The sequence below is a fragment of the Algoriphagus jejuensis genome (assembly GCF_039523455.1).
Lineage (GTDB): Bacteria > Bacteroidota > Bacteroidia > Cytophagales > Cyclobacteriaceae > Algoriphagus > Algoriphagus jejuensis.
Genome location: NZ_BAAAFI010000046.1, coordinates 29347 through 41666, shown reverse-complemented (window position 1 = coordinate 41666; position 12320 = coordinate 29347). Strand labels below are relative to the sequence as shown.

The 12320-nt window shown below is 44.4% G+C and carries 13 protein-coding genes and 1 pseudogene; 7 read left to right on the top strand and 7 right to left on the bottom strand.

The genetic code is table 11. From position 1 onward, the window contains the following. Positions 1-118: 118 nt before the first annotated feature. Positions 119-424 carry a hypothetical protein gene (locus ABD031_RS18655; protein ID WP_343854170.1) on the bottom strand — a complete coding sequence of 102 codons (306 nt, stop codon included), beginning with the start codon at positions 422-424 and terminating at the stop codon, positions 119-121. A 372-nt stretch (positions 425-796) separates the two neighbouring features. On the opposite strand from ABD031_RS18655, the gene ABD031_RS18650 reads away from it, so the two are divergent. After that, positions 797-1255 carry a COG2426 family protein gene (locus ABD031_RS18650; RefSeq protein WP_343854168.1) on the top strand — a complete coding sequence of 153 codons (459 nt, stop codon included), beginning with the start codon at positions 797-799 and terminating at the stop codon, positions 1253-1255. A 276-nt stretch (positions 1256-1531) separates the two neighbouring features. On the opposite strand, the gene ABD031_RS18645 is transcribed toward ABD031_RS18650, so the two are convergent. From ABD031_RS18645 to ABD031_RS18630, 4 genes are all read right to left on the bottom strand, one after another. Then, entirely contained in the window at positions 1532-2110 is a 579-nt protein-coding gene (locus ABD031_RS18645) for an NAD(P)H-dependent oxidoreductase (protein WP_343854167.1), read from the bottom strand. A 97-nt stretch (positions 2111-2207) separates the two neighbouring features. Beyond that, complete coding sequence (locus ABD031_RS18640) at positions 2208-2546, bottom strand: hypothetical protein (RefSeq protein ID WP_343854166.1); 339 nt, start codon at positions 2544-2546, stop codon at positions 2208-2210. 56 nt (positions 2547-2602) lie between these two features. Further along, a complete protein-coding gene (locus ABD031_RS18635) occupies positions 2603-3184 on the bottom strand; it encodes a Crp/Fnr family transcriptional regulator (protein WP_343854164.1) in 582 nt (193 codons plus the stop codon). A 219-nt stretch (positions 3185-3403) separates the two neighbouring features. Further along, a complete protein-coding gene (locus tag ABD031_RS18630) occupies positions 3404-4237 on the bottom strand; it encodes a sugar phosphate isomerase/epimerase family protein (RefSeq protein ID WP_425542796.1) in 834 nt (277 codons plus the stop codon). A gap of 753 nt (positions 4238-4990) precedes the next feature. Between ABD031_RS18630 and greB the strand changes: the two genes are divergently transcribed. Beyond that, positions 4991-5464, top strand: a complete 474-nt coding sequence (gene greB, locus ABD031_RS18625) for a transcription elongation factor GreB (protein ID WP_343854163.1) — start codon at positions 4991-4993, stop codon at positions 5462-5464. Positions 5465-5630: 166 nt separating this feature from the next. On the opposite strand, the gene ABD031_RS18620 is transcribed toward greB, so the two are convergent. Together ABD031_RS18620 and ABD031_RS18615 are read right to left on the bottom strand one after the other, a co-directional pair. Further along, positions 5631-6725, bottom strand: coding sequence for an alpha/beta hydrolase-fold protein (locus ABD031_RS18620; protein ID WP_343854161.1), 1095 nt, complete (start codon positions 6723-6725; stop codon positions 5631-5633). A 770-nt stretch (positions 6726-7495) separates the two neighbouring features. Continuing rightward, positions 7496-8665 carry a cation:proton antiporter gene (locus ABD031_RS18615; protein ID WP_343854160.1) on the bottom strand — a complete coding sequence of 390 codons (1170 nt, stop codon included), beginning with the start codon at positions 8663-8665 and terminating at the stop codon, positions 7496-7498. A 291-nt stretch (positions 8666-8956) separates the two neighbouring features. On the opposite strand from ABD031_RS18615, the pseudogene ABD031_RS22415 reads away from it, so the two are divergent. From ABD031_RS22415 to ABD031_RS18585, 5 genes and pseudogenes are all read left to right on the top strand, one after another. Beyond that, positions 8957-9606, top strand: a pseudogene (locus ABD031_RS22415) (IS982 family transposase); the annotation flags it as partial. Positions 9607-9809: 203 nt separating this feature from the next. Continuing rightward, on the top strand, positions 9810-11021 hold the full coding sequence (locus tag ABD031_RS18600; RefSeq protein WP_343854155.1) for a dicarboxylate/amino acid:cation symporter: 1212 nt from the start codon (positions 9810-9812) through the stop codon (positions 11019-11021). Between the two features lie 27 nt (positions 11022-11048). Continuing rightward, the gene (locus ABD031_RS18595; RefSeq protein WP_343854154.1) at positions 11049-11483 is read left to right on the top strand and encodes an SRPBCC family protein; all 435 of its coding nucleotides are present in this window, start codon (positions 11049-11051) and stop codon (positions 11481-11483) included. Positions 11484-11487: 4 nt separating this feature from the next. Further along, entirely contained in the window at positions 11488-11868 is a 381-nt protein-coding gene (locus tag ABD031_RS18590) for a DUF1801 domain-containing protein (RefSeq protein WP_343854152.1), read from the top strand. Between the two features lie 25 nt (positions 11869-11893). Continuing rightward, positions 11894-12313, top strand: coding sequence for a DoxX family protein (locus ABD031_RS18585; RefSeq protein WP_343854150.1), 420 nt, complete (start codon positions 11894-11896; stop codon positions 12311-12313). Positions 12314-12320 lie beyond the last annotated feature (7 nt).

Below are 12320 nucleotides of genomic sequence, written 5' to 3'. Positions count from 1 at the left end.
CTGAGGATTTTGGCTGGGTGGGATCAAAGTGGAAATGATCGCTGATACTGGAGATTTTACCCTTTGTGCCAGTAAAGTCATGTTAGATTATGCTTGAAAGACAAGTTTCATCGAGTTTTTAATCGTCGTTTTTTTGGGTTGGAATACTCTCTTCGATGATGGATTCCAGTTTTTTGGCCCGTTTTTTATCTCCTGCCCAGCGGTAGAGGTCAGCTGCTTTTTCTCCGGCTTTTTCGACAAATCCCGTCTTGTCTTTCTTCGAGAGCCAGCCTATAAATTTCCGGATAAACGGAATATATGGGGCCAAAAGCAAGGAAGTAGTAGCAATAAAAAGCCAGCCCAATGGCACAAAAGGCAGTGCCATCGATACGAGGCCGGCGATAAAAATTACAAATGCGATAGCTGGAATAATGAATTTTTTCACTCAAACAAGATACATTTTAGGATGAAAAATGACCTGCTGCGTTAAATTGTTTTTTCGGGTGGGGAGTAGCCCGGCAATCTTCGTAGCCATGGATTTGTGCCGATTTCCTATTGGCGAGTAGCGCTGGGATCTCGTAGTTTTAGCTAGGACGGTGCGGAAAAAAATAAAATAAAAACAGAACCTAAGCAGAAGGCCATAGTCTGATCTCATCGACCCGAGGAAACGTCAATTCTAGAGTAAGGATGAGCCGAATCATGATTCGAAAAAGAAATATCCTTTTGCACTGAAATGCGTTTCTAGCAATACTTTGAAGTCATCGTCCGCGTAAGGGTCGGTGAATTCATTACTTTTGCCGCATCTAATCACCACTCCATGTTTCTCGACCTACTTATTGCCATGCTTTGGAGCATTTCCCCTTTTGGAGAGGCGAAACTTGGTATCCCTTATGCCCTCTTGAATGACATAAATATTTATTTGGCCTTTGTCCTTTGCTTTGTTGCCAATGTGTTGGTTTTTCCCTTGATGTCGTTTTTTTTGGATGTGGTCAATCGCTATTTCATGAGATGGTACCATTACAAGAAAGCAGCGATTTTCGTAGGTCGTAGAGCCAAAGCAGGAGCTGGCAAAAATGTGGAGAAGTATGGTTTTTGGGGGCTTATGGTCTTTGTACTGATTCCGCTTCCCGGCACTGGAGTATATGCGGGGACTATTGCGGGGTATCTCTTCGGGTTGGATAGAAGACAGGCTTTTCTGGCAAATACCATCGGGATTTTCATCTCATGCCTGATCGTCTGGGTGACCACGGTGGTGGCGATGGGAGGGTTTAATTAATCGGAACAGAATTGGGTCTATTAATTGAAGTAACGTAAGCCTAGCTGCAAATCAGCTGCATTCCAGTCCGAGTCTGCTGACAGACCAGGTGATTCCTCCTTTTTTCTGTCTGTGAAGATACAGACTGAGGAGATGGGTGGCGGATTGCCAGACATTTGCTCCACATCCCTTCAATATGAAAACACCAAATGGATGTTTCAACTTTAAAATCGCAGTGAACTGGCCAGCTTTTAATCGGGATGAGCATTTTCTGAAATAAACCTCCTAAACTGGGTTTTATATTCCCTTCTCCCCCAACTTTTCCACTTTCTTCAACCATTTTTCTCTAAACTCTTCTTTCGAAAGCCTAATGGGACCAATAGCTGTTGTCCGTACCTTTTTTACCCCGATGTAGTTCAGTGTTACCTTTTTGATGGCATTATGGCTTGGGCTTCTATAGACCAATCTGTAATACCAAGGCGGTTGATCTAAAGTGCAGATTATTCGTGCAGTTTTGTCTGTAAAAAGTTTGTCCCACCATAAAGAGTTTTCTCGTTTGCTAAACGCAAATCCTGGGAGTAAGACTCTGTCCAAAAAGCCTTTCATCATCGCAGGTACAGAGCCCCACCAAACCGGAAAAATCCACACCAAGTGGTCAGCCCATTTTAATTTCTCTTGGGCATCCAGTAGATCAGGTTCCAGTTCAGTCCGCTTTCTATAGCCAAATTGTAGGTTTGGGTTAAAATCCAGTTCTCTGATGTTAATTTCCTTGATTTCAGCATTCGACTTTTCCGCACCTCTTTTATAGGCGTTGGATAATCCATAATTGAAGCTTTCCGCGTCCGGATGACCGTTAATGATTAATATCTTTTTCATGTGTTTTTTAATTTAATTTTTAATGCCACATGGAATCTCGCAGGGTGAATGATCGTCCCATGGTGTGTCACTTGGGTCCTGGTCGATTTCCAGTCCATCAGAAAATAGGTTTCAGCCTTTTTTCATAAATAGTCCCTGTCAGATTCTCTTTTTTGAAAAAATGATAAAGGACAAAACAAGCAGGTGCTGTTAAAAAAGCGGTGCAGATAGCGAAAGTGGATATGCTACCAAAAAGCGCCAGCATTCCGGTGGCAGTATTCCCGAAATAAAAAACTAGGTGGTCTTGCTGCCCTGCAAAATAATGATGGACTAATTTTGCATAGGCATAAAAGTGAACTGACGTTTCATAGACCAGCCAGCTTGGGTAAAACCATTTTCGGATGGGCTCCCACCATTTTCCCCAAATTGACGTGGGTTGTTTGTTGTTTTCTTCCATTTTTTGAATCTTTTGCCAAAGGTCATTTTCATGGAAGAGCTTTCATTTGATATAGATCAAGTCCTATTTTTTGGGCTTCTTATTCTACTCAAGGTCTCCAGTGTGACCCCAAGATAGGAGGCAATATGGGTTAGCGGAATTCTGGTCGTGATATCTGGATGGATACTTAGCAAATGCTTATAGCGTTCTTCTGCTTTGTTGAATTGAATGGTATAAAGCCTTTCGCAAAGACCTAGCATGGTCTCGGTCACGACTTTGCTGACGAAGCGCTCAAAGTCATGATACCTGTTGGAAAGGTGCTCAAAAGTGTCTTTTGAAAATTCGAGAACTACCGAGTCCTCGACAAATTCAACATAGTGAGGGCTAGGTTTTGCACTGAAAAAACTTACTATAGAGGCCATAAACTGATTTTCAAAAGCAAACCAATCTGAAATATCTTTCCCGTCCTTTAAATAGTATGCCCGTGCACAACCCTCTACGATCAAATACGCTTTTTCAGAATACTGGCCCTCTCGAACGACTATCTCACCTCTTTTAAATGCACAGATTTTTGAATTTGCAACAAGGTCTTGCTGGCATGCTATGGATAGTGGCGAATAAAAATCGCCAATTCCAGTGATTGTTTTTTCAAATTCCATAGTTGGTTGTTGGAACTGGGTGAGTTTGTGAACTCTTACAAATATCATGACCATTTTTTAAATTGTCAGAATAAGAAAGTAAGACAATTCAAACTATCCCATCCCAAAGAACAATTTAACTACGCCCATACAAGGATTGAAATTTGACCTTGACACGTCCTAAAAAAGGCTGAATCCTTTCGAATCCAGCCTTTTTATATGCCGCCTTAATTCAAAGACCTATTCTTTGGTCGTTTCAATGACACCCCGGAAATAGCCAATGGATTCGGCAATTCCCATGAATGGATTGTTTTGATTTCGCTCATGCTCCAGGCTGCAAACTCCGGTGTAACCTACCTTTCTGATCATTCTGACCATTGCCGGAAAGTCGATTATCCCACGGCCTACTTCGAGTGAGTAACCCAGTTTCGTCGGTGCGGTCACGTCCTTGATGTGCATGTCGAAGACTCGGGTGTGATATTTTTCTAGGTCGGCCACTGGATCTTTTCCGTTGCGTGTGTCGTGGCCAATGTCCAGGCACATGCCTATTCTAGGATCGAGATCTTTAGTGTGATTCCAGACGTCTTCTGCATCTGGAAAGAGTTTGATATCCGGCCCGTGCAGATGGATGGCAAATTTAAAATCATATTCCTTCACCTTTTTATCGACATAAGGAAGCAGTTCCACGTTGGGAACGCCCACGATCAGCTTTACTCCAACTCTTTTAGCATACTCAAATGCCCTATCCACTTCGGCCTCTGTTTTCATATAGATCGGGCCAACAGCATATCCTTTCACCTCATGGGCTTTTAGTTTTTCATGAAAGGCAGTAATCTCTGCGTCGGTGCTTGCCATCGGCAGATGAAAATCTTTGATACACAGGTAATGCACGTCCAGGGCTTTCATCGTCTCGAGTGTCTTGTCGAGGTCGAATTTCACAAAGGTGAATCCTGCGATCCCTACCTTAAATTGTTCACCTGTTTCGGGAGCGGGCTGTGGTCCTGGTCGGGTTTCCTGAGCGTTGCAGACCATAACGGTGACTGCAAGCATGAAGGTCAATGCGGTTAATTTCATACGGTTTATTGTTTGTTTTTCAATTGCCCTATGGCATCTCGCAGGGGAAATAGTTATTCCAATTTTTGCCACCGGAGTTCTGCTTGATCTTAGTAGGGGGTATTTAAAGTTTCTTTGCTTCCAATTTAGGGAATACAAGCCAAAGCGAGTTGGTAAGATTTGCCAAATCTGCGAAATCGTTTGTCTTGGTTATTTGAGGCGTGTTTCCGGTTGTATGAGCGTGAATAAAGGTCAATACCTCTGGCAGGGATATGAATCGTCCCGCTGGGACTGATGAGACTGAGGAGGTTCCTCGCTATTGTTTTTCATAAATTATCGAGTCAATTTCTTTGGATAGTAACTTGGAATGAACGAAGATGCGGCTCAATGCCGTAGGCATGTTCGATCTTCTGGCCAGCCATTTTAATGGCTGGATAAAATGGTGATCAAATTGGTTTTCGAATGCCCTAGATATGGCCGATATGATCCCGTGCCGACCTCTGGCAAGGATATGAATCGTCCGCTGGGACTGATGAGAAGGGAGCCTACGCTATGCATGACCAACCTTCCAGCCACTCATGGTCGGTGAACAGTGCTGAGCCATAGTGCTTGCTCCCCGGGTCCGAGGGCAAATTGACTAAGTCGCGGCTAATAAGCTATCGACGCGTGGCGGGATTGGATTTTGCTGCATTTGCCCTTTTTTTGGCCTGGCGTAAAAAACCTTTAAGAAAAGCTCACAGACCCATTTACCCAATAAAACCCAAATTTACCGACATGAAGACGATGTGGATTACCCCCGAAGGATTGGACAAGGTCAAGGCCGAACTCGATCACCTCTGGAAGGTGGAGCGGCCCGAAACCACCCAAAAGGTTGCATGGGCGGCCAGTCTCGGGGATCGTTCGGAAAATGCCGACTACCATTACAACAAAAAACGACTGCGGGAAATCGACAAGAGGGTCCACTACCTGCGCAAATGCATCGATGATCTGAAGGTGATTCCCTATGCTCCCTTTCAGGAAGGAAAGGTGCTCTTTGGGGCTTGGGTCGAGATCGAGAATGCCAAAGGACACAAGATCCGCCTCCGCATCGTGGGAGGAGAGGAGATTTTTGAGCGCAGGGACTACATCTCCATCGATTCTCCCATGGCGCAGGCCCTGCTGAAAAAGGAAGTCGGCGAGGAAGTGCTCGTCCAAACGCCCAATGGGCAGATGGCCTGGAAGATCAGGAAGATCGAGTACGAGAAGTAGAGAGGCCGTTTTGTCTGGTCTGTAGGCTGGAAGATCGGTTGGGCGCTGGGTGTAGGCTCAAATACGCTTTCCTATACCAAACCCACGCAATCCCGATGATGATTTGACTACTGCGAGGGGAGCGTGACAATCCGATGAGCCGCCGTCTAGTCGATTCCAATTTTATCTATTTGACCGTATTCAATTCTTTGATTTTCATTCTGGCGTTTTCATTGCCAGGATTTAGTTCAAGAGATTGTTTATAGTATTCGATTGCTTTTTGCGTGTCGCCCAATGCTTCATAGGCTTCTCCGAGGCTATCGTAGGAATTGGATGACTCGGGGTAATTTTCCACATTCATCCTAAAGAATTCTAAAGCCTTGGACTTGTCCTCATGATTCCCGCTTTGAATCATTTGGTAACCTAGTTGATTTACAAGGTGCTCGGGAGGTGGGAAATCCCATGAAAGCCGGTTGGAGAGTGCCTGAAAATGCTGGATCAGTTGCTCTTTGCTTTCCACATCACGGTAGGAAATTCCATAGCCTTCAAAGATTGCAGAGATCCCATTATGGAAAGCAATGACCGGTACGGAGTTGTGATCTTCATTTTCGAAGTATTCTAATTTTGCAGGCAATTCCCCTATGCATTTACTATTCAATGCCTCATAGAATCGTACATGACGATCACGATTCCTGATATTCCTTTTGCCCCAATTGGCAGTGGCTAGGTAAATGAATCTTTCAAAGGATTGCTCCGTCAGGGAGTCCAACTTTTTGTCCATGGTTTCTGAATCCCATGTTCCAAAGCTTGGGTCAATCGCAATAAAGGAGTTGAATAGGGTCTTTTTTTTCAAATAGGCGTGGGAAGCCAAGAGGCCGCCTAAAGAATGTCCGTAAAGTATTCTGTAGGGGGTTGTTCTAAACTCTTGATCCAGCTCAGGCAAGAGTTCAACTTCCAAAAAGTCCAGAAACCGATCTCCGCCGCCTGTGTTATTCTCCCTGACTGTCATGATTTTTTCCGGCGTGTAGTCTCTTCTTCTATCCACGTTTTGAATCCCAACCACGATCATCTCCGGGATTTTCCAGCTTCGGTACACATCAGAACTCATGTAGTTTGTCATCGCCGCAACAGTCCTAAAGTGCAGGTTTCCATCCAGCACCACAAGCACGGGATATCTCTTGTAGGATGACTGTGGATCATCGTACGAATCAGGGAGGCTGATCCAATATTCTCTCTCTTCGCTCAGGATGTTAGACCTAAGTAAGTGTTTTGTGCCAATCACAAGTTGGCTAAGGTCTTGTGATTTTACTTGATGGATCGTTGTTAGCAAAAGCAGTATTGCTATAATGTTTTTACCCATTCTATTTATTTCAATTTTTCCCCGCAATCGTGGAATGTCTGCCCTCTCGGATGTGTTCTGCAATTGCCTGTATTTCTTAAATAGTTTTGATTTTCAGATTGATAAAGTGGCTGCTTGGATTCTTCTCCACATTGAAAGAGCTGTAGCTTTTCCGTCACTGTAAGAACCACAAATGGCTGTAGTTTTTGCTTTTCGTTTGCTCAAGATATAGAATCTCTCCAAAGATCAACTAAGCTTCAAGACTAAAAATCCCCTCCGGATCGCTCCAAAAGGCACCTGACTTTCAACTATTCCATCGAAAGACAAGATAAAATCTATCTGTAGAGGGGGGTGAGAGTAGTCCTCGATAGCCATTGAGAACAAAACTCCCAAATATCCTGACCGGATTACTACCGGCTACTTTTCTACTTGTGGCGGACTGGCGAATAGAAAATTTGAAGGAATAGGGCGGTGTAGTTACAACACCCAGTCCGGGGGATGTATGCGGCTGCCATTGCTGGGGATTTCTTTTGTATGGATAGAAAGAAGGCTTTTTGGCAAATACAATCGAAACTTTATTCTCCTGCGTCATCGTCTGGGTGACCACTGTGGCAATGATGGGGGGGTGATTAAACCTTCTGACTTGAATTTTTGCCCTTCAAAACCTCCAGAGCTTACTGTCCCTGCGACAAAGTATCTTGATTCTTTTTCAATTATGGCTTTTGGGATTTATTGGTCATCAATCCTACCATCATGACCAAAGCAGTCAGGATAATTACCTGAATGACAAGTGAATTGTTGACGAATGGAATCGACTTTGAAGGCGCAATGGATAGAAACAGCAAAATGGTGATAAGCCCACGGGGTGCAACAAACAAAAGCGGGCGCAAGGGGAGTTTGGAAAGTTTGAGTTGGATGGCCCTGACGGCGAAGATGCAAATCACAACTCCCAATGACCAGATGAAAGTATCCGTGTTGATGACTTCGATGGTTTCGATCAAGTATCCGAAAAGTATGAAGAAAATGGCGCGTATTAGGAATGCGGCTTCGGTAGTCAACTCTTTGAATTTTGTGACTTCAGTATTCAGATCTTCCGGTTTGAATCTTTTTATCCACTCAATTTTCTTCAACTCGTCTAGGTTGCCGATCGCCAGTCCAAAAATCAAAATAAAAATCAGTGCGGGTAGATGATAGATCTCTGAGACTGCGTAAATCAAAACAACCAACAATATGATGGGGACAAATTTTACATGGTGCTCAATCTTATTTAGGAGAAAGGATAAGCCGATGGTGGCAATGAAAGAAACCACCGCGATGATTAAGAGTTGGAACGCGAAGTATCCGAATGAAGAAGCAGTGATTATTTCATTGAAAGCCAAGAAGTTAAAAAGAAGAACCCCCAGAATATCCGACAGGCTGCTTTCGTAGATTACAAACTCTTTGTTGTGTGACCCAAGATTTCTGACGCTGGGAATAGCAATGGCGCTGCTGATTACGCAGAATGGGATTGCATTTACGATGCTGTCTCTAAGGCTATAGTCTCCAAAAAATCTAAAAGCAAAAGCAAAGACGAAGGCTAATGCAATAATGGGAAGTAAAGCCCCCAAGAACGATTTTCCGATTAGTCCAAACTTGGATTTATTCAGCTCAAGTTCCAAAGAACCCTCAAGCACAATCAAAATAAGGCCGATCGTACCTAAGACCGGGAGAAAAGGCGAAAAATCGGGAAGCGGAAGGTCGATCAAAACGGTAAGTTTTCTCACAGACCATCCCAGTAGCAGCAAGAGTATGACAGATGGAATTTTTGTCTTGGCAGATGTCAGGTCAAACACATAAGCAATGAGCAGCAACGTGCAAAATGTGATTACTATAGTGATCGTCATGAATGGTAAATTATGCTTAATTTTTGATTTTCCCAGTCAATAGTGAACCTCGACTCCGCTTTACTTTTGGCTGATGAGCCTACTGATTCGCACAATGTTCATTCGCATTCAGAAAGTCCAAAAGTTTAGTTTCAAACTTTCGTGCAGTCAGTTTCTTGGGTGGCAGCTTATTCGGATAACCTGATTTCGATTAACAATTCTCGCGAAGATAGGGGATTGTGGTATAAAAAAGGTAAATAAGGCCATTGGTTTTAGACGTATTTAATATTCTAAAAATCAAGTATTTATACGATTAGGGCGACTCTGTCTACCGATGGGCCTACGGATATTTTCTATTTAATCGACGAATTTTGTCGTCAATTTGACAAAATAATCCGGTGCCATACCATCGGAAATGGACCTAAGGGAAAACCTCGAATGAGCTCCAGCGAGATCATCACTCCCATGATGTTGTTTCACTATGTGGACTTCCGCAACATGATGCACTTCTATCTCCACGATGGAAAGCTGCATTTGGAGGGTCATTTTCCAAATCTGGTATCTTATCCGCTTTGTAGAATTGATGCAGCAGGCTGCTGTCCCCATGTTATTGTTCCTCAAATCACAGTGTTTCGGAGCCGCTACAGGCTTCTCCTTCATAGGCTACATCCCGATCCGAGTGTGCAAAAACAAACGCATCAAACGCAACAAAGTATTCAAAGGAATTGCTGCCACAGGTAAGTCCACTATGGGCTATTTCCATGGCTTCAAGCTCCATCTTGTGGTCAATGGCAAAGGTCAGCTGCTCAGTGTGATGATCACACCTGGAAATACTGATGACGGATAACCACTTAAAAACTAATTCCTTTATCAAGGCTCTGAAGGGAAAGTTGTATGCTGACAAAGACTACATTTCCCAGGCGCTCACTCAAGTGCTGTTTCTGGACGAGCTCCACCTGATCAGGCATCATAAAAGTTAAAAGTTGATCCCAAAAAGACAGCGAAATCCTCCAAACTTAACATAAGATAATTTTTACCGCATAGCGAATTTCCATTTCCCGCAATAATCAGGCATACTATTCAGCTGAATTGACCATTCCTCCTATCTTAGTGACTTGCTTTTTCAAACCACCCCATCACATCTCCCATTTATCCACAAACCTCAATGAAAGTATTCTTTTCCAATCTACTTGTAAAAGTTTTTATCGCTATTGTTCTCGGCATCGTGTTCGGGCTATATCTGCCGGAGTGGTTTAATCGGATATTTGCCACCTTCAATGCCTTCTTTGGACAATTTTTGAGTTTTGCCATCCCGCTTATCATCATGGGACTGATCATGCCGGCGATCTCAGATTTGGGAAAAGGTGCCGGAAAGATGCTCCTCCTCACCGCGGCCATCGCTTATGGATCCACGCTCTTTTCGGGTTTTATGACTTATTTCACAGCTTCCGGAATCTTCCCTGGACTCTTGGAGTCTCACCTCCAAACCGCCTCTGACATTGAAGAGTCTACCCTAGAACTTACGCCTTATTTCACCATTGCAATTCCCCCGGTGCTTGACGTTATGTCGGCACTGGTTTTGGCATTCATCATTGGACTGGGACTATCTTTTATGGAAGGGACTACCCTGAAGTCTGCCGTCAAAGACTTTCAAGTTATCATCATGCAGTTGATCGAAAGTGTGATCGTCCCACTTCTGCCACTATTTATCCTGGGGATTTTCGCCAGCATGTCTTACAGCGGGCAGGTGTTTAACATCCTGTCTGTATTCCTGAATATCATCGGAGTGATATTCCTGATGCACATTGGGCTACTTCTCCTGCAGTACTTAATCGCAGGATCAATCGTGAAAAAGAACCCAATACGACTCCTGGCGACGATGATGCCGGCATATTTCACCGCATTGGGCACTCAATCCTCCGCGGCCACGATTCCCGTCACCTTAATTCAGGCCGAAAAGAACGGCGTTCCTGAGAAAGTCGCAGGCTTTGTCATTCCCCTTTGCGCCACCATTCACCTGGCCGGAAGCATTATGAAAATCACGGCTTGCGCCATGGCGTTGATGATTTTGGAAGGACAGCCGATCGAGTTTACCATGTTCGCGGGGTTCATTTTTATGCTTGGGATCGCCATGGTCGCGGCACCTGGAGTGCCAGGCGGAGCGATTATGGCGGCGGTAGGAGTGCTGCAAGCCATGCTTGGATTTGATGAGGAAATGATCGGTTTGATGATTGCGCTATACATTGCGATGGACAGCTTCGGTACAGCTTGTAATGTGACGGGAGACGGTGCGATCGCCTTGGTGGTCAACAAGCTCGCTCCTCAGGATAAAAACCACGAGCAGTCGCCCAGGAGTTCTCCATCCTTCAACCTATGAATCAGCCGAATTAATTGATCGTTTACTATGAAAAAAATTGAAACTGAAATCCTCATCCAAGCAACTCCGGCACAGGTTTGGGCAGTTTTGGCTGACTTCGAAAGCTATCCCAAGTGGAATCCGTTCATTCCTTATATCTCCGGAAAAAAGGTAGTCGGTGAAATTATCGAAGTGAGGATTCAACCGCCCGGAGGAGGTGGAATGACTTTTAGGCCTGAGGTTTTAAAGTTTGAAAAGGAGAAAGAATTCCGATGGAAAGGTAAATTACTCTTCAAAGGAGTCTTTGACGGGGAGCATTATTTTGTCCTCGACCAAGTCGGAAAAAACGAAACCCGATTGGTTCACGGAGAGATATTCACTGGGCTCTTGGTGGCATTGCTCAGCGGAATGCTTCACAAAACGGCCCTTGGGTTTCAGTTGATGAATGAAGCGATCAAGGCAAAAAGTGAGCTAAACGGTTGAATCTATGGGCCCCAACCCTGAAGTCACTCATTTTCTCGACGCGCTCGATCACCCCTTGCGAACCGAGATCGAGCTTTTGCGGTCGATCATTCTGGAGTCAGATAAAGGGATCCGCGAAAACATCAAATGGAACGGGCCCAATTTCATCTTTGCCGGAACAGATCGGATCACGATGAAGATCCATCCGCCAAAACAAATACAATTGGTCTTTCACCGCGGTGCCAAAAAGCTGGAGCAGCCAAAAGAGCGACTGATCCAAGATCGGTTTGGTCTGATGGACTGGAGAGAAAATGATCGCGCAATTGTGGGATTTCGCACTCAGGCTGAAATCACCTCCAATCGAGACAATCTTTCAGTATTGATTCGAGCCTGGATCAAAGCTTAGCTCCTCGCCAAACCACTTTTTCAACATGAAATTACCCATTTTAAAAACTGTCCTCCGTATCACCCTGGGCGCATTTATGGTCTACGCCGGCATATTACACCTTACTTCTAAAAGAATGGAGTTTCAGGCCTTGGTACCGAGATGGCTGCCCGACGATCCGAGCTTTTTGGATTTTGTAGTGATTTCCTCTGGCGTCGTCGAGATCGGACTCGGACTTGCGATGATTTTTTGGACGAGCCAAAAAACAAAGACTGGAATCGCTCTGGCAGTTTTCCTTATCCTCGTGTTCTTTGGCAACCTATCTCAATATACTAACGGCATCGACGCCTTCGGTTTGGACACAGACCAAAAGCGGCTAATCAGATTGTTCTTTCAGCCGATTCTAATCGTTTGGGCACTTTGGTCTACCGACGCATTTAATCTCGGAAAAAAACCTCAACCCTAATTTAGTC